This window comes from Kitasatospora sp. NPDC059648 (assembly GCF_042734825.1).
Taxonomy (GTDB): Bacteria; Actinomycetota; Actinomycetes; order Streptomycetales; family Streptomycetaceae; genus Kitasatospora.
Genome location: NZ_JBHWDU010000052.1, coordinates 22569 through 41146, shown reverse-complemented (window position 1 = coordinate 41146; position 18578 = coordinate 22569). Strand labels below are relative to the sequence as shown.

Annotated in this window: 20 protein-coding genes and 1 pseudogene; 11 read left to right on the top strand and 10 right to left on the bottom strand. The window is 73.9% G+C overall.

The window, feature by feature from the left end; translation table 11 throughout:
- Positions 1 to 90 precede the first annotated feature (90 nt).
- From ACFV1W_RS26270 to ACFV1W_RS26250, 5 genes and pseudogenes are all read left to right on the top strand, one after another.
- A pseudogene (locus ACFV1W_RS26270) lies at positions 91 to 1479 on the top strand (ATP-dependent DNA ligase); the annotation flags it as partial.
- Between the two features lie 216 nt (positions 1480 to 1695).
- The gene (locus tag ACFV1W_RS26265; protein ID WP_380419695.1) at positions 1696 to 1914 is read left to right on the top strand and encodes a ferredoxin; all 219 of its coding nucleotides are present in this window, start codon (positions 1696 to 1698) and stop codon (positions 1912 to 1914) included.
- Positions 1915 to 2048: 134 nt separating this feature from the next.
- Positions 2049 to 3266: a cytochrome P450 gene (locus ACFV1W_RS26260; protein ID WP_380419694.1), complete on the top strand. Its 1218-nt coding sequence runs from the start codon at positions 2049 to 2051 to the stop codon at positions 3264 to 3266.
- A gap of 186 nt (positions 3267 to 3452) precedes the next feature.
- Complete coding sequence (locus ACFV1W_RS26255) at positions 3453 to 3617, top strand: hypothetical protein (protein WP_380419693.1); 165 nt, start codon at positions 3453 to 3455, stop codon at positions 3615 to 3617.
- Positions 3618 to 3720: 103 nt separating this feature from the next.
- Positions 3721 to 4056 carry a hypothetical protein gene (locus ACFV1W_RS26250; protein ID WP_380419692.1) on the top strand — a complete coding sequence of 112 codons (336 nt, stop codon included), beginning with the start codon at positions 3721 to 3723 and terminating at the stop codon, positions 4054 to 4056.
- Positions 4057 to 4129: 73 nt separating this feature from the next.
- Here ACFV1W_RS26250 and ACFV1W_RS26245 read toward each other — a convergent pair whose 3' ends face one another.
- The 3 genes from ACFV1W_RS26245 to ACFV1W_RS26235 all read right to left on the bottom strand — a co-directional run bounded on the left by ACFV1W_RS26245 (position 4130) and on the right by ACFV1W_RS26235 (position 5013).
- Positions 4130 to 4414: a DUF427 domain-containing protein gene (locus tag ACFV1W_RS26245; RefSeq protein WP_380419691.1), complete on the bottom strand. Its 285-nt coding sequence runs from the start codon at positions 4412 to 4414 to the stop codon at positions 4130 to 4132.
- 84 nt (positions 4415 to 4498) lie between these two features.
- Positions 4499 to 4735 carry a DUF6296 family protein gene (locus ACFV1W_RS26240; protein ID WP_380419690.1) on the bottom strand — a complete coding sequence of 79 codons (237 nt, stop codon included), beginning with the start codon at positions 4733 to 4735 and terminating at the stop codon, positions 4499 to 4501.
- 41 nt (positions 4736 to 4776) lie between these two features.
- Positions 4777 to 5013 (bottom strand): DUF2277 domain-containing protein, encoded by a 237-nt coding sequence (locus ACFV1W_RS26235; protein ID WP_380419689.1) that lies wholly within the window; start codon positions 5011 to 5013, stop codon positions 4777 to 4779.
- A 169-nt stretch (positions 5014 to 5182) separates the two neighbouring features.
- On the opposite strand from ACFV1W_RS26235, the gene ACFV1W_RS26230 reads away from it, so the two are divergent.
- Positions 5183 to 6427, top strand: coding sequence for an MFS transporter (locus tag ACFV1W_RS26230; protein ID WP_380419688.1), 1245 nt, complete (start codon positions 5183 to 5185; stop codon positions 6425 to 6427).
- Positions 6428 to 6488: 61 nt separating this feature from the next.
- Here ACFV1W_RS26230 and ACFV1W_RS26225 read toward each other — a convergent pair whose 3' ends face one another.
- Positions 6489 to 7745 (bottom strand): alpha/beta hydrolase, encoded by a 1257-nt coding sequence (locus ACFV1W_RS26225; protein WP_380419687.1) that lies wholly within the window; start codon positions 7743 to 7745, stop codon positions 6489 to 6491.
- A gap of 121 nt (positions 7746 to 7866) precedes the next feature.
- On the opposite strand from ACFV1W_RS26225, the gene ACFV1W_RS26220 reads away from it, so the two are divergent.
- Positions 7867 to 8325, top strand: coding sequence for a MarR family transcriptional regulator (locus ACFV1W_RS26220; RefSeq protein ID WP_380419686.1), 459 nt, complete (start codon positions 7867 to 7869; stop codon positions 8323 to 8325).
- Positions 8326 to 8403: 78 nt separating this feature from the next.
- On the opposite strand, the gene ACFV1W_RS26215 is transcribed toward ACFV1W_RS26220, so the two are convergent.
- On the bottom strand, positions 8404 to 8922 hold the full coding sequence (locus tag ACFV1W_RS26215; protein WP_380419685.1) for a gamma carbonic anhydrase family protein: 519 nt from the start codon (positions 8920 to 8922) through the stop codon (positions 8404 to 8406).
- Positions 8923 to 9219: 297 nt separating this feature from the next.
- Positions 9220 to 9786, bottom strand: coding sequence for a DJ-1/PfpI family protein (locus tag ACFV1W_RS26210; protein WP_380419684.1), 567 nt, complete (start codon positions 9784 to 9786; stop codon positions 9220 to 9222).
- Between the two features lie 371 nt (positions 9787 to 10157).
- On the opposite strand from ACFV1W_RS26210, the gene ACFV1W_RS26205 reads away from it, so the two are divergent.
- Both ACFV1W_RS26205 and ACFV1W_RS26200 read left to right on the top strand, forming a co-directional pair.
- Positions 10158 to 10706, top strand: a complete 549-nt coding sequence (locus ACFV1W_RS26205) for an RBBP9/YdeN family alpha/beta hydrolase (RefSeq protein ID WP_380419683.1) — start codon at positions 10158 to 10160, stop codon at positions 10704 to 10706.
- 4 nt (positions 10707 to 10710) lie between these two features.
- Positions 10711 to 11334 (top strand): hypothetical protein, encoded by a 624-nt coding sequence (locus ACFV1W_RS26200; protein WP_380419682.1) that lies wholly within the window; start codon positions 10711 to 10713, stop codon positions 11332 to 11334.
- 68 nt (positions 11335 to 11402) lie between these two features.
- Here the strand turns inward: ACFV1W_RS26200 and ACFV1W_RS26195 are convergent, their stop codons facing one another.
- On the bottom strand, positions 11403 to 13703 hold the full coding sequence (locus ACFV1W_RS26195) for a transglycosylase domain-containing protein (protein ID WP_380419681.1): 2301 nt from the start codon (positions 13701 to 13703) through the stop codon (positions 11403 to 11405).
- Between the two features lie 168 nt (positions 13704 to 13871).
- On the bottom strand, positions 13872 to 15365 hold the full coding sequence (locus ACFV1W_RS26190; protein WP_380419680.1) for an alpha/beta hydrolase: 1494 nt from the start codon (positions 15363 to 15365) through the stop codon (positions 13872 to 13874).
- 95 nt (positions 15366 to 15460) lie between these two features.
- Between ACFV1W_RS26190 and ACFV1W_RS26185 the strand changes: the two genes are divergently transcribed.
- The gene (locus ACFV1W_RS26185; protein ID WP_380419679.1) at positions 15461 to 16837 is read left to right on the top strand and encodes a YibE/F family protein; all 1377 of its coding nucleotides are present in this window, start codon (positions 15461 to 15463) and stop codon (positions 16835 to 16837) included.
- Here ACFV1W_RS26185 and ACFV1W_RS26180 read toward each other — a convergent pair.
- Positions 16823 to 17248 (bottom strand): acyl-CoA thioesterase, encoded by a 426-nt coding sequence (locus ACFV1W_RS26180; protein ID WP_380419678.1) that lies wholly within the window; start codon positions 17246 to 17248, stop codon positions 16823 to 16825. The two genes, ACFV1W_RS26185 and ACFV1W_RS26180, sit on opposite strands and share 15 nt — an antisense overlap.
- A gap of 54 nt (positions 17249 to 17302) precedes the next feature.
- The gene (map, locus tag ACFV1W_RS26175) at positions 17303 to 18070 is read right to left on the bottom strand and encodes a type I methionyl aminopeptidase (protein WP_380419677.1); all 768 of its coding nucleotides are present in this window, start codon (positions 18068 to 18070) and stop codon (positions 17303 to 17305) included.
- 189 nt (positions 18071 to 18259) lie between these two features.
- On the opposite strand from map, the gene ACFV1W_RS26170 reads away from it, so the two are divergent.
- On the top strand, positions 18260 to 18529 hold the full coding sequence (locus ACFV1W_RS26170; protein ID WP_030285102.1) for a helix-turn-helix domain-containing protein: 270 nt from the start codon (positions 18260 to 18262) through the stop codon (positions 18527 to 18529).
- Positions 18530 to 18578 lie beyond the last annotated feature (49 nt).

Here is an 18578-nt window from a genome sequence, read left to right as displayed (position 1 = left end):
GTGGGTGGGGGGGGGGGGGGGGTGGTGGGGGGGGGGGGGGGGGGGGGGGGGGGGGGGGGTGGGGGGTGGGGGGGTGGGGGGGGGGGTGGGGGCCGGGGGGGGGTGGGGGCGGCCCTGCGGGACCTGCCGGGGCCGGCGGCGGAGGCCTCGTTGGGGGTGCGGGAGGCGGAGCGGGAGCTGGAGCGGCTCGCGGGGGTGCGCGGGCCGGGGTCGCAGGCGGAGCGGCGGCGGTTGCTGGTGGAGCTGTTCGGACGGGCGACGGAGGTGGAGCAGGGGTTCCTGCGGGCGGTGCTGGTCGGGGATCTGCGGCAGGGGGCCTTGGACGCGCTGGTCGGGGAGGCGGTGGCTCAGGCGGCCGGGGTGCCGGTGGCGGCGGTGCGGCGGGCGTTGATGTTCCGGGGGTCGGCGCGGGCGGTGGCGCGGGCGGCGCTGCAGGGCGGCGCGGCGGCGCTGGCGGCGTTCGGCTTGGAGGTGGGACGGGCGGTGCGGCCGATGCTGGCGGCTTCGGCGCCGGATGTGGCGTCGGCCCTGGAGCGCACCGGGCCGGCGGGGGTGGAGTGGAAGCTGGACGGGATCCGGGTGCAGGTGCACCGCGACGGCGGCGAGGTCGCGGTGTTCACCCGCAGCCTGGACGACATCACCGCGCGGGTGCCCGAGGTGGTGGAGGCAGCGCTCGCGTTGCCGGTGCGGACGGCGGTGCTGGACGGCGAGGCGATCGCGCTCGGTCCGGACGGGCGGCCGCGCCCGTTCCAGGAGACCGCGGCGCGCTCCGCCTCCCGGCGGGATCCGGACCGGCTGCGGGCCGAAGTGCCGCTCAGTGTCTACTTCTTCGACCTGTTGCACCGGGACGGCGAGGACCTGGTGGACCGGCCGGGCCGGGAGCGCTGGACGGCGCTGGACGAGGCGGTGCCGGAGGTACTGCGGGTCGCCCGGAGGGAGACCGGGGACCGGGCGCAGGCGCTGGCGTTCTTCCGGGAGGCGCTGGCGCTCGGCCACGAGGGCGTGCTGGTGAAGGACCCGGCGGCCGGGTACGCGGCGGGGCGGCGCGGGGCGGGCTGGATCAAGGTGAAGCCCCGGCACACCCTGGACCTGGTCGTGCTGGCCGCCGAGTGGGGCAGCGGTCGCCGGCAGGGGTACCTGAGCAATCTGCACCTGGCGGCCCGGGCGACCGCGGGCGAGCCGGGCCTCGGCCCGTGGGTGATGCTCGGCAAGACCTTCAAGGGGCTGACCGACGCGACCCTCGCCTGGCAGACCGCCGAGTTGCTCGCCCGGGAGACCGAGCGGGACGCCCGGACGGTGTGGGTCCGGCCGGAACTGGTCGTCGAGATCGCCTTCGACGGCCTCCAGCGCAGCCCCCGCTACCCCGCCGGGCTGGCGCTGCGGTTCGCCCGGGTGGTGCGCTACCGGTCGGACAAGAGCGCCACCGAGGCGGACACCGTCGCCACCGTACGGGAGCTGGCGGCCGCCGAGGGCCTGTGAACCGCACCCTCGGCTCAGCGTCGTGCGCCGCCCGACGGCCTGACGTCAGCTCAAACCCAATTGCACACAGGCGATTTGGAACGAGGAGCGAATCGGCCAATCTCCGCGATCCGGCCGCCGCGCACTCCGTGGACGGACGAGCGGCGGTTAGGTTGGCGATGACAACGAGAGGCGGCCGCCGGGCAGCCGGCGGCGCACTGGAGAGAGGTGCCCGACATGCAGGTGAGCGTCGACCGGGACCGTTGCTGCAGCTCCGGGATGTGCGTCATGAACGTCCCCGCGGTCTTCGACCAGGACGAACAGGACAGTCTGGTGAGGCTTCGTCAGACCAACGTCCAGCCGGACCAGTTCGAGGACGTCCGACTGGCCGCCGAACTCTGCCCGGGCGGCGCGATCACCGTCACCGAGGACGGGGCGGGCCAGGGCGGGGCCTGACCGGCGGGCCGTTCGACCCACGGCCCCACGAGCACACCACCACCCCACGAGCACACCACCACCCCACCGAAGACCCCACGACCCCACGAGGACACCTCGACACCAGCACCCCGCGACGCGAGGAGACCCCCACCGTGACCACCACACCCACCGCCCAGGCCGTCCCCCTGCCGGCCCCGCACTCCAGCCGCTGCCCGTTCGCCCCGCCGCCCGCCTACACCGAGGCCGCCGCCACCGGCCCGATGACCCGCGCCGACCTGCCCGACGGCAGCTCCTGCTGGCTGGCGACCGGCTACGCCGAGGTCCGTACCGTCCTGTCCGACCGCCGCTTCAGCGCCGACGTGCGCCACCCGGCGTTCCCGCTGCTGGTCCCCGGCGGCCGCGAGACGCTGATCACCGACAACCCGAGCTTCCTGCGGCTCGACGACCCCGAGCACGCCCGGCAGCGCCGCATGGTCACCGGCGAGTTCCTGGTCAAGCGGGTGGCCGCGCTGCGTCCGGACATCCAGCGGATCGTGGACGAGGCGCTGGACCGGATGACCGAGGGCCGCACCGAGGCCGACCTGGTGGCCGAGTTCGCGCTGCCGGTGCCCTCGCTGGTGATCTGCCTGCTGCTCGGTGTGCCGTACGGGGACCGCGACCGCTTCCAGGGCCTGAGCCGCACCCTGCTCAGCCGGGAGAGCACCACGGAGCAGCTCAAGGCGGCCCGGGACGAGGTCCTGGAGTACCTGCGCACCCTGGCGGCCCGCAAGCGCGAGCGGCCGGAGGACGACATCCTCAGCCGACTCGCCGTGCGGGACGACCTGACCCTGGACGAGGTCGCCAGCACCGGGGTCCTGCTGCTGATAGCCGGGCACGAGACGACCGCGAACATGATCTCGCTGTCGACCGCTCTGCTGCTGGAGCAGCCCGAGCAGATCGCCCGGCTCGCCGACCCGGACGCGCTGCCCGGCGCGGTGGAGGAGCTGCTGCGCCTGCTGACCATCGTGCACACCGGGCTGCCCCGGGTCGCGCTGGAGGACGTGGAACTGGGCGGCGTCACGGTCCGGGCCGGGGAGGGCGTGATCGCGATGGTCTCCACCGCCAACCGGGAGGAGGAGGTGTTCGGCGGCGCCGGCCGTCGGCCCACGGACGAGCTGGACCTGGACCGCGACGCCCGGCGGCACATGGCGTTCGGCTTCGGCGTGCACCAGTGCCTGGGCCAGCCGCTGGCCCGTGCCGAGCTCCAGGTCGCCCTGGAGACCCTGTTCCGGCGGCTGCCCGGCCTGCGGCTGGCCGTCACGCAGGGTGAGCGGGAGTTCCGTACCGAATCGTTCATCTACGGGATGCGGTCGCTGCCCGTGACCTGGTGAGCCCGACCGGCCGCCGCGCGGGAGCGTCGGGCGGCGGCGGGAGCGGCCTCGGCGGCGGGAGCGCACGGTCACCCGACTGGCCTCTTCGCCGGGCCGGAGGCAGGCTGGAGGGGCTACAGACAGACCCGCCCAGCCACGCCCCCGGCCCGGGCGTTGCCGGGACCGGCCGAGGAGACGGAGCCCGCGATGACCGACATGAGCGAACGCTCCGGGGTGAGCACCGACCGCGAGGAGGACGTCCGCGCCGCAGATCCCGAGGAGGGCATCACCTCGATGCAGAACCTGCACGCACAGGACACCTCCCAGGCGGAGGGCGACTCCATGCTGGACGAACCCGGCGCGAACAGCTGACCGTCCGCCACACCCATCCGACCGCCCGACCGAATCGGGCGGTCCCTGCGACCGCAGGTGTCACTGCCCGGGCGGCGGCTCACCGGCGGGGGAGGATAGGCGCATGACCGAACACGATCAAGCCGGCCGACAGGCCCGGCCGGCCGCGGACCCGCGCACCTCGTGGGCGACTTGGACCACCCAGTCGATCATCAGCGGCCCCGGAGGGGTCACCACCGCCGAGGTCGGGCCGATCTCCGGCGACCTCACGGTGCACACCACGTGGGTGGACGGCGAGGCCCGGCTGACGGTCCAGTACACCGGCGCGCTCGACTGGTACACGGTCTCCGGCAGTCCGGTGCCCGCGGCGGACGAGAGCACCGCGCGGGCCGTCCACCAGGCGATGGTGAACGGCGTCAAGGAGGGTCACGGAGCGGTCGCCCCGCCACCGGCCGCCTGACCCGGCCCCCGACGACCGGCCCCCGACGACCGGCCCCCGACCCGCAGACGGGCCGGGGGCGGCGCGTCGCGCGCTACTCGGTGATCTCCACGCCGCGCCAGAAGGCCACCCGGCCCCGGACGTGCTCCGCACCGGGCTTCGGGTCGGCGTAGTACCAGGCGGCGTCCGGGTTGCTCCGCCCGGCCACCTCCAGCGTGTAGTAGTTGGCGGTGCCCTTCCAGCCGCACACCGTGGTGGTGTCGGAGGGCCGCAGGAACTCGGCCCGGACGGAGTCGAGCGGGAAGTAGTGGTTGCCCTCGACGACGACGGTGTCCTCGCTCCGGGCGACGACGGTCCCCTGCCAGATCGCTGTGGTCATGGAGCGATTGTGCCCCACGGACCGCCGCGCGGGCGGGAGTTCGAGGACGGCCCGTACGGCGGACGAGCCCTGCGGGGACAGGCCCTATGGCAGCGGATGGGCGTGCACCGGCAGGTGCGGGGTCTGGTGGCCGCCGCTGGCGAGCATCCGGACCTCCCCCGCGTCGCTGATCTCGGCCCGGACGATCCCACTGTCGTCCTCGTACACGGGGTGTCCGCCCGGGCCCTTGGCATCGGTCCGGGCCACCACGACCACGTCCTGCGGGGCCTGGGTACCGGGCATGCCGGGGAAGGTGAGGGCGTAACGGTTGGCGGGGTTCATCACCGGCTCCTGCTCCCTGGGCGGCCCGTACGCGCCGGGCCTCAGACGGTGGCCTCCGCGGCCCGGGCGTGCGAGCTGCGGACCTCCAGCTCGTCGAGCAGCCGGGCGGTGGCCTCGGCGACCGCGTCCACGGCCCGGTCGAAGGCCTCGCGGTTGCGCGCGGCCGGGGCGCGGAAGCCGGACACCTTGCGGACGTACTGCAGCGCGGCGGCGCGGAAGTCCTCCTCGTCGGCGTCGGGCGTCACGGGCGGTCGCAGCGTCTTGATGTTGCGGCACATGACCCCAGTCTCCCGCGCGGCGGCCGCATCGGCGACCTTCTTCGGTCACCCGGTCCCCGCTCGTCACACGGGGCTCACGAGGGCGTCATCCGGCCGGATTAGAATTCCCGGTGAACGAATCACCGCCGCGTGCAGTCCCGGGCGCGGGCGTCACCCCGGAGTCACCCCCTTGCCTCTCGCGCTGTTCGCGCTGGCCGTCACCGCTTTCGCCATCGGCACCACCGAATTCGCCGCCATGGGGCTGCTCCCCCAGGTCGCCGACGGTCTGCACGTCTCCATCCCGCGGGCGGGCTGGCTGATCTCCGCCTACGCGCTGGGGGTGGTGGCCGGCGCGCCGCTGCTCACCGCGCTGGCCGCGGGCAAGCCCCGCAAGGCGGTGCTGGTCTCGCTCGCCGGGCTGTTCGCGACCGGCAACCTGCTGTGCGCGCTGGCGCCCGATTTCTGGACCCTGGCCGCCGCCCGGCTGATCACCGGACTTCCGCACGGCGCCTTCTTCGGGGCCGGGGCGGTGGCCGCCGCCGAGCTGGTGGCGCCGGACCGGCGGGCACGGGCGGTCGCGGTGATGTTCTCCGGGCTGACCGTCGCCAACATCGTCGGCGTCCCGGCCGCCACCCTCCTCGGCCAGCACCTGGGCTGGCGGGCGACCATGCTGGTGGTGGTGCTGACCGCCGCAGCCGGGACGCTCGCCATCGCCCGGCTGGTGCCCGCCCTCCCCTCCCCCGCCCAGTCCGGGCTGCGGCACGAGCTGCGGGCCTTCCGCAGCGGGCAGCTCTGGCTGGCGCTTGCCACCGTGGTGCTGGGCTGCGGCGGACTGTTCGCCTGCTACAGCTACATCGCACCGCTGCTCACCGAGGTCTCGGGGTATGCGACCGGCTCGGTGACCCTGGTGCTGGCGCTGTTCGGGGTGGGGATGACGATCGGCAACGTGCTCGGCGGGTTCGCCGCCGACCGGGCGCTGCGCCCCACCGTCTGCGCGGCCTTCGTCCTGCTCTCGGCCGCCCTGGCGCTGCTCGCCGTGACCGCGCACGCCCGCTGGTCGGCGGCCGTCACGGTGGTGCTGATCGGACTGTTCGGCTTCGCGATCGTCCCGGCGGTGCAGACCCTGGTCATGCGCAAGGCGCGCAGCGCACCCACGCTGGCCTCGGCCACGGTGCAGGGCGCCTTCAACCTGGCCAACGCCCAGGGGGCGTACTTCGGCGGGCTGGCGCTGGACGCCGGGTTCGGCTGGACCTCCCCCACCCTGGTGGGCTCGGGCCTGGCCGCCTCCGGCGCCGTCGTCGCGGTGCTGGCCTGGGCCGCCGACCGGCGCCCGCCGGCCCCCGCGCCGGTCGAACCGGCGGGGGGACCGGCAGCGGAGCCGGCGGGGGAACCGGCGGGGGAACCGGCGGGCGCCGCTCCGGCCCCGACGCCGTAGCGCGACGACCCGGCCGAGCCCCGTAGCCCGGCCGCTCAGACGAGCGCCGCCCTCCGGCCGCTCAGCCCCGGCGCAGTTCGCCGAGCGCCACCGGGGCGGCGCCGAGCCACCAGGCCGGGTCGGCGGTTCCGTCGGTGGTGCGTCCGTCGCGGTGGACGTGGTGGCGCACGTCGCGGCCCGGGTCGGCGAACTCGCCGCCGAGGGCCCGCTCCAGCCACTCCGCGCCGAAGCGGAAGGCCTCGGCGGCCACCCCGCCCAGCGGGTGGAACTCGTCCTCGTAGACCCGCAGCTCCTTGGGAGCCCGGATGCGCTCGAAGCTCTCCAGGGCCTGGCCCAGGTCGGTCAGCTCGTCGAACTCGCCGATGCCGTAGAGCACCGGGCAGGTGATGTCGGCGACCAGGTCGCCGAGCGGCATCCGGTGGGCCAGGTCGCGGTCGAAGGCCTCTTCGTCGGTGTACCCGGCCATGTACATGTAGTTGTTCTTGAAGGTCGGCTGGGCGCGCTCGAAGATCGTCGCGAAGTCCCCGGTGACGGCCTCGAAGGCGGCGAGCGCGGCCAGCCGGCGGTCGGTGGCGGCGGCCCGGGAGCCCCAGTAACCGCTCATCGAGATGCCGAACATGCCGATCCGCTCCGCGTCCACCTCCGGGAGCGAGGCCAGGTGGTCGAGGTAGCGGCCGATCGCCCGCTCGTAGTTGCCGAGGTCGACGGTCAGTCCGCCGGCCCGGGTCTCGCCCTGGCCCGGGCCCTCGATGGACAGCGCGACCATGCCGCGGGAGGTGTAGTAGCGCTCCGCCGCCCAGATGTAGTCCTCCTTGATCATGTCCATCCCCGGGCCGAGGATGACGGCGGGCGCGTTCTCGACCCGGCCGGCCGGCAGGTGCAGCAGGGCGTGGATCCGCGAGCCCTCGAAGTCCAGCACCACGCGCCGCACCCGGCCGTCGCGCAGCGCGCCGAGACGCTCCACGCAGTGGTTGGCGCGGGCGCGCATGGCCGCCTTGCGCGGATCGGCGGCGTCGAAGATCGAGTACTGCGCCCGGCCCCACATCACCGCCGCCCGCAGGTAGAGGTCGGCGGCGGTCTGGGCGAATCCCCCGCGCTCGTGGTGCGCGGCGCGCTCCTCGGCCTGGCCGGCCACCGTGGCCCACGCCTTGGGCAGCATCGCGCCGCTCCTGACCAGTGCGAACACCTTCGCGAAGTCGGTGTGGTCATGGCCGAGCTGTTCCATGGTCCCGACGGCCTCGGGGTGCAGGGCGTCGAAGCCGCCCTGGGCGAGGGCGACGTCCAGGGCCCAGCTCTGGCCGGTGGAACGGATGGTCATGGGGGTCTCCTTCTGGATAGATAGATAAGTACTTAGCGATTAAGTACTTATTCATTAAGTACTGAGGCTAGGCTGCTGTCAACCCGCTCGACCCACTCGACCACCGAGGAGGACACCGCCCATGGCCGAGCCGCCGCCCACCCGCGGACGCGCCCAGGCACTCGACCGCCTGGCCCGCGCCGCCTACCGCCTCAGCGCCGCCGACGCCCGACTGCGCGGCCGCGCCACCCGCACCCCGGGGGCCCTCTCCCTCACCCACGCCCGGGCCCTGCGCACCCTGGCCGAGCAGGGGCCACTCACCATCACCCAGCTCGCCGCCGGCACCGAGACCACCGGCGCCGCCACCACACAGCTGGTGAACGGCCTGGTCAACGCTGGCTACGTCACCCGCACCCGCCCGCCCGAGGACAAGCGCTCCGTCCTGGTGACCCTCACCGACGCGGGCCGCGACCGCCACCGGCAGCGCCAGCAGGCGCTGGCCGAGGCCCTGCACAGCGACCTCGACGACTACGACGAGGAGGCCCTCGACCGGGCCGCCGAGGTGCTGCACCGGCTGTCCGCCGTCTACGACCGGCTGTAGGGCGTGTCTGACACTTCCCGCCGGGCGCCGCTCCGATGCGAATTGTCAGACACGCCCCGGCGGCCGCGGGGAAACGCCTCAGATCCGCCGGTGGGCCTCGGCGAGCAGCAGATACCCGTCACCGTTGGCCTTGATGCCGGTCCTCTCCTCCTCGGTCAGCGGGCGGCGGACCTTCGCCGGTACGCCCGCGACCAGGAAGCCGGGCGGGACGTCCACGCCCTGGGTGACCACGGCACCGGCCGCCACCAGCGAGCCCGCGCCGATCCGGGCGCCGTTGAGGACGGTGGCGCTCATCCCCACCAGGACGTCGTCCTCGACGGTGCAGCCGTGCAGCACCGCGTTGTGGCCGACCGAGACGCGCTCGCCGACCACCAGCGGGAAGCCGGGGTCGGCGTGCAGGGTGCAGTTGTCCTGGATGTTGCTGCCCGCGCCGACGGCGATCGACTCGGCGTCGCCGCGCAGCACGGCGCCGTACCAGATGCTCGCGCCGGCGGCGACGGTGACGTCACCCACCACGACCGCGTTGGGCGCGAGAAAGGCACCCGGGTCGACGGCGGGCGCCTTGCCCCCGACGGCGGCGATCAGCGGTTCTGCCATGGCTCGTCCTCCTGGCGTGACGGTCGGCGGTCTGTCGCCGGTCAGCGTAGGGGGCCGGTCAGGGCGCGGCGCGGGCGAGGCCGGGTACGAGGCCGGGTACGGCGGAAGGGGCGAGCGCGGCACTCCGGGGGCCGGGGTCCGAGACCACCGGAATCCCGACAACCCCAGCTTGTCCCAAGGCCGTTGACACCATGGCAGGGCGAGCGGCGGCGGTCATCAGCCTGGAGGAGGGCCCGCGGCCCCGGCCAGGCCCCGGAGCCGTACCCCGAGTTCTCTCGGGGTACGGGCGGAGCGGGATCAGTTCAGCGGGGCCTTGGTGCGCAGCACCTCGATGAAGGCCCGCAGCCACGCCGGGTGGTCGGGCCAGGCCCGGGCCGAGACGACCACGCCGTCCACCACCGCCTCGCCCTCCACGAACTCTGCGCCCGCCGCCTTGATGTCCGGGGCGAGCGCGGGATAGGCGGAGGTGCGGCGGCCGTCGAGCAGTCCGGCGGCGGCGGTGATCAGCGGGCCGTGGCAGATCTGGGCGACCGGCTTGTCCCCGTCGAAGAAGTGCCGGGCGATCCGCTGCACCTCCGGGTCGTTGCGCAGGTACTCGGGGGCGCGGCCGCCGGGGATGACCAGGGCGACGTAGTCGGCCGGGTCGACGTCGGCCAGCGCGAGGTCGGCGGGCCAGGTGTAGCCGGGCTTCTCCGTGTACGTGTCGTAGCCGTCCACGAAGTCGTGCACCACGAACTGCAGGCGCTTCTTGGTCGGGGCCGCGATGTCGACCTGGTAGCCCTCCTCGCGCAGCCGCTGGTACGGGTAGAACACCTCCAGCGACTCGGCGGCGTCCCCGGTGACGAGCAGGATCTTCGATGCCATCGCCGACATCCCTCCACGTGATCGAGCGTCAGGCCTGGTCGGGACCGGGGGCGGTGGTCGCCGCCACTCGGGCCCGGTCCAACCTCCCGTACCGGCCGCGCCGTTGGCAACAGGGCGCACCGGGTGCACGGCGGCGCATCACCCGGCTCATGCGCCGGTCACGAGCCGTGCGCGCCGGGGGCGGTGGCGGGTGCGGTCGCGGGTGCGGCGAAAGACTCGGGGAGCGGGCCTGCCGATCGGGTGCGGCGCCCGGCTACGGCGCCGCGGCGGGCGCGGCCTAGACTCTCGTGCTGCCCGTCCACCGACCGCCCACCGTCCGTCCACCGGACGTCCATTCCCAGCAGTCAGCCCGACCGCCTCCCGGAGGAACCATGCCCGACCGCACCACCTATCTCGTCCTCCCCGGCTACCAGAACTCCGGCCCCGCGCACTGGCAGACCCGCTGGGAGGCCGCCGAGCCGGAGGCCTTCCGCCGGGTCGAGCAGGCGGACTGGGACCACCCGGAGCAGGACGACTGGGTGGCCCGGGTGGACGCGGCGGTGGAGGCGGCCGCCGCCGAGGGGCCGGTCGTGCTGGTCGCGCACAGCCTGGGCTGCGTCACCGCGGCCCGCTGGGTGGCGGGGGCCTCGGCCGCGCGGACCGCCGCCGTGCGGGGCGCGCTGCTGGTCGCCCCGGCGGACGTCGACACCGCCGAGGTGCCGGAGCTGCTGGGCTTCCGGCCCGTGGCGCTGGAGCGCTTCCCGTTCCCGACGGTGGTGGTCTCCTCCACCGACGATCCGTGGGTGACTCCCGCACGGGCCCGGGAGTTCGCCGCGGCCTGGGGCGCCCGCTACGTCGAGCCGGGCGCGCACGGGCACCTCAACTCGGACTCGGGGCTGGGCGACTGGCCGGAGGGCCGGAAACTTCTCGCGGAGCTGTGACCACATGACCGGGGGGACGATGAACGAGCGCCGGGACGGCCGGACGCCGCACGCCAGGCGGGCCCTCATCCGGGTGCTGCTGGCCTGCGGGGCGGTGGCCGTGCTGCTGTACACCGAGGGGCAGTGGGAGAGCCGCTCCGGCGGCCTGATGCTGGTCGCCGACCTGCTGAACCGGCCGGAGCTGCTGCTCGGCGGCGCGCTGGCCGCGATGATCGCCGCCGCCTGGCTGAGCGACCGCCGCACCGCCGTACGGACGGCCACCCGGGCGGTCACGGTGACCGCCGGGGTGGTGTTCCTGCTCGGGGTGCTGGCCGCGCACAAGGTGTCGGCGGCCGAGACCCGCAGCCGGGAGGACGCCCCGGCCGGCGCCGAGCGGGCCCTGGTGGTGGTGCACCGCTCGTACGGCTCCGGGCCGCAGGCCGGTGAGCACTGGCAGGTGCTGCTGGAGAGCGGCGAGGGCTGGTCGGCCCGGCGCTGGCTGCTGGCGGAAGTCGGCGGCGCACCGGACGGCGCCCGGCTGGTGGGGGCGAGTTGGACCGGGCGGACGCAGATCACCGTGGTCACCGACTCCTACCGGCGGGTGTTCAACCTCGACCAGGACAGCGGCGAGCCGGTCGAGGCGCGGTAGCCGCGCCGCCCACGGCGACTGCCCTGCCCCGAGGCCCACGGGGGCAAGGGCCGTTCGCCGTGCGGGGCTCACTGGTCCTCGGGGTCCGGCGGGGTGGTCGGGGTGTAGCGGGTGGACGGGCCGCCGGGGGCGGGGTTGGTGCCGTGCGGCCTGCCGGTCTCGCCCGGGCTGGGCGCTCCGGTGCAGGTGGCCGAGCCGGGCGAGGCGCCGGGGGTGGCGCAGCCGGGGTCGTGCCTGACCGGGTCCGGGATGTAGACGGTGGTGAACTCCTTGTCCGGCACGGTGCGGACGGCGTCGCTCATCGCCTTCTGCCAGATCGGTCCCGGACCGGTCGCCCCGAACACCTCGGCCTGGTACTGGCCGCCGATCCGGATGTTGCGCATCGGCACCTTGGTGCCCGGGCTGCCCAGCCAGACCGAGCCGGACAGGTTGCCGGTGTAGCCGGTGAACCAGGCGGACTTCTTCTCGTCCGTGGTGCCGGTCTTGCCGGCGATCTGGCGGTCGTCGTCCAACCGGAGGTCGCGGGCGGTGCCGCCCTTCTCGGTCACCCCGAGCAGCACGCTGTTGATCACGTCGGCGGTGTCGGTGGACATCACCCGGTTGCAGCGGGCCGGCGGCACCGGGACGTCCTTGCCGTCCACGGTGGTGATCCGGTTGACCGCCAGCGGCGCGCAGTAGTCGCCCCGGGCGGCGAAGGTCGCGTAGACGTTCGCCATGGTCAGCGGGCTGACCTCCTGGGTGCCGAGGCCCAGGGCCGGCACCTCCTGGAGCGGGTCGCCGCTCGCCTTGGCCGTCACGCCCAGCTTGTTGGCCATCTGCCTGACGGCGCAGAGCCCGATCTCCTGCTCCATCTGCACGAAGTAGGTGTTCACGGAGAGCGCCATGGCCTGCTTGAGTGCGTACGGGCCCTTCTCACTCGGGCTCTCGTTGGGGATGACCCCGTCCTTCTTGCCCCTGCTGAGGTTCTTCCAGGTGCCGTCGCAGGTCTTCATCGTCGGCCAGTCCATCCGGTTCGGCGAGTCGTACTGCTGGGTGGGCGGCAGCCCGGCCTCCAGGGCGGCGGCGGCCACGATCGGCTTGAAATTGGAACCGGGCTGGAAGCCGATGCCCCCGCCCATCGCCGCGTCCACGTTGAGGTTGACGACGGTCTGGTTCTTCTCCTTCGCCAGGCCGTAGGGGCGGGTCTGGGCCATCGCCAGGATCTTGCCGGTGCCGGGCTCGACCATCGTCATCGCCGCCGAGACCGGGTCGGTGACGTACACCTTGGTGGACACGGCGTTCTGGGCGGCGGCCTGCTTGTCGGGGTCGAGGGTGGTGTAGATGTTCAGGCCGCCAGTGTCCCAGAGCTTCTTGCGCTCGGCGGCGCTCTTGCCGAAGGCCGGGTCCTGCTTGACCACGTGGCGGACGTAGTCGCAGAAGAAGCCCATGCCGGCCTGGGCGGTGATGCAGCCGTTCTGCGGGTCGCGGTAGTTCAGGCCGAGCGGGGCGGCCTTCGCCTCCTTCGCCTGGTCGGCGGAGATGTGCGTGTTCTCGACCATCTTGTCGAGCACGGTGTCCCGGCGCTTCTGGGCGGCCACCGGGTGAAGCCTGGGGTCGTACTGGGACGGGTTCTGCACCAGCCCGGCGAGCATCGCCGCCTCGGGGAGGGTGAGGTCCTTGGCGTCCTTGCTGAAGTAGCGCTGGGAGGCGGCCTGGATGCCGTACGCCTGGTGGCCGTAGAAGGTGATGTTCAGGTAGTTGGTGAGGATCTGCTCCTTGGAGAGGTCCTCCTCCAGCTTGATGGCGTACCGGAGTTCCTGGATCTTGCGGCCGAGGGTCTTGCGCTGGGCCTCGCGCACCGCCACCGGATCGTCCCCGGCCATCTCGACGTTGACGTTCTTCACGTACTGCTGGGTGAGGGTGGAGGCGCCCTGCACGGCGGCTCCGCTCTCGGCGTTCTTGGTGATCGCCCGCAGGACGCCCTTGAGGTCCACCGCGCCGTGCTCGTAGAAGCGCGCGTCCTCGATGTCCACCTGGGCCTTGCGGATCAGCGGTGACATCTGCTCGGCGGTCAGCACGGTGCGGTCGCGCTCGTAGACCTTCGCGATCAGGCCGCCCTTGGCGTCGTAGATCTGGGTGGCCTGGGTGAGCGGCGGGGTCTTGAAGTCGTCGGGGATGCTCTCGAAGCCCTCGGCGCCGTCCTTGGCGCCGAGGCCGACCGCGCCCGCCCCCGGGAGGATCAGGCCCGCCAGCAGGACGCCGCCCAGCACGCTGGAGCCGAGGAAGGTCGCCGCATGGCGCAGGATTCCGAGCGGGGTCTGTCGGCGCCGGGGGCGGGGTACCCAGGTGTCGCCCGGGTCCGGGGCAGGTATGCGGCTCTTCGGTGACATAGTTCGAACATTAAGGCCGCGAATCCCCGCGGCGGGCGGCGTGTTGGCGAACTATTGTCACAAAATCGCGACAGGTTCGACCCATGTGCGAGGGTCGAATGGAGGCCCACGGAGGGACAAGGGCCGTTCGCCCACGGCCCGTTGTCTCCCCGTACGAACTGCCGGACGTCAGCCCGCCGGGCAGAGCACGTCCCCGCCCGGTCGACGGCCCGTCACCAGGAAGTCCGTCACCGCCGCGTCGCCGCAGGCGTTCCCGTTCGCCAGGTAGACGTCGTGGCCTCCGGAGTCCACGGTGACCATCCTGGCGCGGTCGCCGAGGGCGGCACGGAGCCTGAGCGCACCCCGGTACGGGGTGGCCGGGTCCCGCAGGTTCTGGGCCAGCAGGACGTTCGCCGGTCCGCGGTCGCTCACCCGCACCGGCGGCTCGGCGGGCTTGAACGGCCAGAAGGCGCAGGGCATCACGTTCACCGGCATGCCCGCGGTGAGCGGACGGGCGGCGCGGTCGGCGGCGACGCCCTCGGCGTAGCCGGTCGGATCGGAGGGCCAGCTGACGTCGTTGCAGAGGGTTCCGACGGAGACCGCGATGGTGTTCTGCACCGCCTGCTCGGGCGGCAGGACCGGTGCGGGCAGCGGGCGTCGGCCGAGACCGGCCACCATCAGCCGGGCCAGATCGGGGAACTTGGCGTCCGCGTACAGGCTCTCCAGCATGGTCTCCCGCAGGACGTTGCCGTTCAGCTCGGCCGGGTTGGCGCCGGGCCAGGGCAGCGGCGCGGCGTCCAGGCGGGCGGCGAGGTCGAGGAAGAGCGGGCGCACCTGCTCGGGGGTGTCCGCGATCCGGTCCGGATTGTCCGGCGCCGCGGCCCACTTGGCGAAGTCGGGGAAGCGGTCCTCCGCGCCCTGGCCGAAGGCGGCCAGCCAGCCGCGGCCGACCCGCGACGGATCCGGGTCGTCGTTGCTGTCCAGCACGATCCGATCGGTCCGCCGGGGGAACACGGTGGCGTAGACGGCGCCCGCGTAGGTGCCGTAGGAGGTGCCCCAGAGCGAGAGCTTGCGCTCGCCGAGGGCCTGGCGGATCCGGTCCATGTCCCGGGCCTCGTTGGCGGTGGAGATGCTGCGCAGCACCGGGCCGCCGTTGCGGGCGCAGGTTTCGGCGATCCGGCGTTCGGTGGCGAGGTTCCCGTCGATCGAGCCGTCGGCGGCGGGCCAGGGGCGCAGGTTGACCATGGCCAGGTCGGCGTGGTCCAGCCCGCAGCTGACCGGGGTGGAGCGGCCGACGCCTCGCGGGTCGAAGCCGACCAGGTCGAAGCGGTCCAGGACGGACTGCGGGAGGCGCTTGGCGGCGCTCGCGGGGATGCCGAGTCCGGAACCGCCGGGCCCGCCGGGGACGGTCAGCAGCACGCCGTGGCGCAGGCCGGGCTTGGCGGTGGCGATCCGGGAGACGGCGAGCGTGATCTGTCGGCCGTCCGGGTCGTTGTAGTCCAGGGGGACGGTGAGGTCGGCGCACTGTTGGCGGGGGTCGCTCTGGCTCTGGCAGGTGGACCAGTCGAGCTCGCCTCCGCCGTGGTGTTCCGGGGCGGCGGCAGCGGGCAGGGCGGTGAGTGCGGAGACGGCGAGGGCGGCGGCCACGGTGGCGGCGGCGGTACGACGGATGGTGTTCGACATGCGCAAGAGTCTGCTGTGGCGGTGGACTTGGGGCCATGCGGGCAGCTGGCTGGCGGGGGGTGGGGTAATCCCCCGGGAATCCGAGGAGGCGTCAGGTGACGGCAGGGAACCCGCACGGCGGGCATGCGGGTGGCGGGCCCGCGGGTGGCGGACACGACGGCGACGGGCACGAGGGCGACGGGCACGAAGGGCACGCCGTGCCGGTGGTGCACGCGCACGCGCACGGGCCGGCCGCGCCGGTCTCCGCCCACCTGCGCAAGGTGATCGCGGCCGTGCTGATCCCCTTCGCGGTGGCGGTCGCCGTCGGCCTGGCGGTGCTCTGGCCGGGCGGCGTGCCCGCCCACCGGCACACCGGGGTCGGCTTCGACCAGCAGATCCGCCACGGGCGGGTCACCACCGTCCGGGAGGTGCCCTGCGGCGACCCCGCCCCCGCCGACCGGGGCACCTGCGGGCAGGACACCGTCGAGGTCACGGACGGCCCGGACCGGGGCCGCACCTTCACCGTGGTCGTCCACCCGTCCGAGCCCCGGCAGTACGGGCTCGGCCAACGCGTCGTCCTGGCGGCCGCACCGGGCGCGCCCGAGGACCTCCGGTACAGCGTGGTGGACGTGGACCGGAACCTGCCGATGGGCGTGCTGGCGGGGCTGTTCGCGGTCGTGGTGGTGGTGATCGGGCGCTGGCGCGGGGTTACCGCGCTGATCGCGCTGGCGATCAGCTTCGCCGTGCTCTCGCTGTTCATCCTGCCCGCCGTCCTGCGCGGCTCGGACCCGCTGCTGGTGGCGGTCGTCGGCGCCGGCGCGATCATGCTGATCGCCCTCTACCTGTGCCACGGGCTGTCCGCCCGCACCTCGGTGGCGGTGCTCGGAACGCTGCTGTCCCTGGTGCTGATCGGGCTGCTGAGCCTGCTGTTCGCCGCCTGGGCGCACCTGACCGGGAACACCTCGGAGGAGACCGGGTTCGTCCACACCCTCTACCCCGGCATCGAGATCCGGGGCCTGCTGCTGGCCGGGTTCGTGATCGGCTCGCTCGGCGTGCTGTTCGACGTGACGGTCACCCAGACCTCGGCGGTCTGGGAACTGCACGAGGCCGATCCGGCGATGGGCGCCGGCCGGCTGTACCGGACGGGCATGCGGATCGGCCGCGACCACATCGCCTCGACCGTGAACACCCTGGTCCTGGCGTACGCGGGCGCGGCGCTGCCGCTGCTCCTGCTGTTCTCCACCGCCCACCGGACGGTGGTGTCCGTGGCCACCAGCGAACTGGTCGCGGAGGAGATCGCCCGCACCCTGGTGGGCAGCATCGGGCTGGTCGCGGCGGTGCCGGTGACCACCGGGCTGGCCGCGCTGATCGCCGCCGCCGACCTGCCCCGGACGGCGGGGGCCCCGCCCCGCGCGGTGCCGGTACACGCGGCGACGGGACGCACGGCACCGGCAGGTGCGGGGCGGCCGGCGGAGTTGTCAGAGGCCGAGTAGCCCCGGGTCCGAGGCGAGGGCGCGCAGCGGCTCGCGCGGGTCGCCGACCAGCCGGCGCTCCGCCAGGTCGAGGATGCCGCCCACCCCGGTGATCTCCGCGGCCAGCACGCCGTCCTCGCGGACCAGCCGCTGCACCACCTGGAAGGTCTTGCCCTCCCGCCAGCTGAACGCGCAGCTGATCTCCACCGTGTCCCCGGCTCGCAGTTCCCGCAGGTACTTCACCGTGGTCTCCAGCACCACCGGGCCCACGCCCTTGGCGACGAGGTCGGCCTGGCGGATCCCGGCCGCCTGGAGGTACTCCCAGCGGGCGTGCTCGGCGTACTGCAGGTAGACGGCCTGGTTGAGGTGGCCCTGGGTGTCGGTCTCGTAGCCGCGCACCGTGACCTGCGTGGTGAAGTCCTGATCGGTCATGCCCCGCACGGTACTCCGGCGGGACGGGGAGCAGCGCGTGGCGTCGGTCACTTGTCAGGGAAGAGTCAGGATCTGCGGGCCGTCCTCGGTGACGGCGACGGTGTGCTCGACGTGGGCGGCGCGGGTGCCGTCGGTGGTGCGCAGGGTCCAGCCGTCGGGGTCGGTGTCGTAGTCGTCGCGGCCGCCGGCCGTCAGCATCGGCTCGATGGCCAGCACCAGGCCCGGGCGCAGCGGGTAACCCCGGCCCGGGCGGCCCTCGTTGGGGACGTGCGGATCCTCGTGCATCCGTCGGCCGATCCCGTGGCCGCCGTAGCCGTCGAGCAGCCCGTAGCGCCCGGCGCGGGCCGACCTGCCGATGGCGTGGGCGATGTCGCCGATCCGGTTGCCGGCCACTGCGGCGGCGATCCCGGCCTCCAGCGCGTGCCGGGCGGCGGCGATCAGCGCGTCGTCCTCGGGGCGGGCGGCGCCGACCGTGAAGCTGACGGCGGAGTCGCCGCACCAGCCGTCCAGGACGGCGCCGCAGTCGATGCTCACCAGGTCGCCGTCGCGCAGCCGGTAGCCGTTCGGGATGCCGTGCACGACGGCGTCGTTGACGGAGGCGCAGATGACGGCCGGGAAGGGCACGGGCGCGAAGGACGGCCGGTAGCCGAGAAACGGCGAGGTCGCCCCGGCGGCGGCGAGGACACCCCGCGCCACCTCGTCCAGCTCCCGCAGGCTGACGCCCACCACCGCCTCCCGCTGCACGGCCGCCAGCGCGTTGGCGACGACCCTCCCGGCTTCGCGCATGCCGGCGAGGGCGGTGTCCGACTTGAGTTCGACCATGGTGAACCACTCCCCTGAATCCAATTCTTATACCGGTATTTGTATCACGGTCGAGGGTCTGCGAACCCGACCCGACGATCCGGCCCCGTTCATCCGGAGAATCGCCGCGCCGACCCGGTGCGAGATCCGCACTGTTCGGCGCCGCAGTCCGGTGACGGGGGTTTCAGGAGAGGCCCTAGACTCGACGGCATGGTGAGGACTCCGCTGACCCCGTGGGAGCGCGAGCGAGGGGAGCGCTTCGGGGCGCTGCTGCGTGAGGCGCGTGGTGAGCGCAGCATGGTCGAGGTGGCGGCGGTGGCCGGTGTCTCGGCGGAGACGCTGCGGAAGATCGAGACGGGTCGGGCACCGACACCGTCGTTCTTCACCATCGCGGCGCTGGCCTTCGCGCTGGACCTGTCGCTGGACGAGCTGGCGGGCGCGTGCGTGCTGCCCGAGGACGGCGAGGCGCTCTCGGCCTGATCCGGCCCACGGCGTCACGGCACGACGGCGACGGCCCGCCGGACGCGTG